Genomic DNA, 1,815 nt, shown 5'->3' on the forward strand with positions numbered 1-1,815 from the left:
ATAAATAAAGCAAACAAACTCAAAGTAATCTAAGTTCTAATAACCCATTTTATGTTTTCTCCTTAGAAAGGAGGTGATCCATCCGCACCTTCCGGTACGGATACCTTGTTACGACTTCACCCCAATCACTAATCACACCTTAGGTACTTCCCTCCTTACGGTTAGGCCAGTAACTTCAGGTGCAACTAACTCTCGTGGTGTGACGGGCGGTGTGTACAAGACCCGAGAACGTATTCACCGCAACATTGCTGATTTGCGATTACTAGTGATTCCAACTTCATGAAGTCGAGTTGCAGACTTCAATCCGAACTGAGAGTAGCTTTTGAGATTTGCTCCACATCACTGCTTCGCTCCTCTTTGTACTACCCATTGTAGCACGTGTGTAGCCCAGATCATAAGGGGCATGATGACTTGACGTCATCCCCACCTTCCTCCCGCTCGTCGCGGGCAGTTTCATTAGAGTCCCCAACTTAATGATGGCAACTAATGATAGGGGTTTCGCTCGTTGCGGGACTTAACCCAACATCTCACGACACGAGCTGTCGACAGCCATGCACCACCTGTATCTCGGTTCCCGAAGGCACTAAGATGCTTCCATCTTATTCCGAGTATGTCAAGACCTGGTAAGGTTCCTCGCGTTGCGTCGAATTAAACCACATGCTCCACCACTTGTGCGGGTCCCCGTCAATTCCTTTGAGTTTCATACTTGCGTACGTACTCCCCAGGCGGATCACTTATCGCTTTTGCTTCGGCACAGAGGTTTCGCACCCCCACACCCAGTGATCATCGTTTACAGCTAGGACTACCAGGGTATCTAATCCTGTTTGCTCCCCTAGCTTTCGCACTTCAGCGTCAGTTTCTGTCCAGTGAGTTATCTTCATCATCGGCATTCCTACACATATCTACGAATTTCACCTCTACTCGTGTAGTTCCACCCACCTTTCCAGTACTCTAGTCTTACAGTTTTGTAGGCAAGACTATGGTTGAGCCACAGCTTTTCACCTTCAACTTGTTAGACCGCCTAGATGCCCTTTAAGCCCAATAATTCCGGATAACGCTTGCGACATACGTATTACCGCGGCTGCTGGCACGTATTTAGCCGTCGCTTCTTCTGTAGGTACCGTCACTTTCTTCTTCCCTACTGAAAGCACTTTACAATCCGAAAACCGTCTTCGTGCACACAGAATTGCTGGATCAGAGTTGCCTCCATTGTCCAATATTCCCCACTGCTGCCTCCCGTAGGAGTAAGGGCCGTATCTCAGTCCCCTTGTGGCCGTTCACCCTCTCGGGCCGGCTACCTATCATCGCCTTGGTAGGCCTTTACCCCACCAACTAGCTAATAGGATGCAAAGCTCTCTCTTAGTGATCTCTCTTTCATTAAACTTAGATGCCTATGTCTAATAATATCTAGTATTATCCATCGTTTCCAATGGTTATCCCAGTCTAAGAGGCAAGTTCTTTACACGTTACTCACCAGTCCACCATGTCTCATATCTAAGCAAGCTTAGTTACTCAACATAGATTTGCATGTGTTAAGCATTCTGTCAGCGTTCATCCTGAGCCAGGATCAAACTCTTCATTCAATATATTTTCTATATTTTTAAATTCTTCACCTTTTTGTCAGTTTGTTTCTCAAAGTTATTGTTCTTACCTTAAATTGACTTCTTGTCTTTCTTGTTTGCTTTATTTATTCCTTTTCTTTCCATTGTCCTCGTCCGTTATGGACATTAATAATCTTACCATAAGACCCCCCTCTATGTCAAGAACTTTTTTCTTTTTTTATACATTTTTTATGTACTACTATATATAGTTTTT

Annotated in this window: 1 rRNA gene; it reads right to left on the minus strand. The window is 44.7% G+C overall.

The window, feature by feature from the left end:
* Positions 1–66 precede the first annotated feature (66 nt).
* A 16S ribosomal RNA gene (locus AYC60_RS00655) occupies positions 67–1,583 on the minus strand.
* Positions 1,584–1,815 lie beyond the last annotated feature (232 nt).

The sequence above is a fragment of the Streptobacillus felis genome (assembly GCF_001559775.1).
GTDB lineage: Bacteria > Fusobacteriota > Fusobacteriia > Fusobacteriales > Leptotrichiaceae > Streptobacillus > Streptobacillus felis.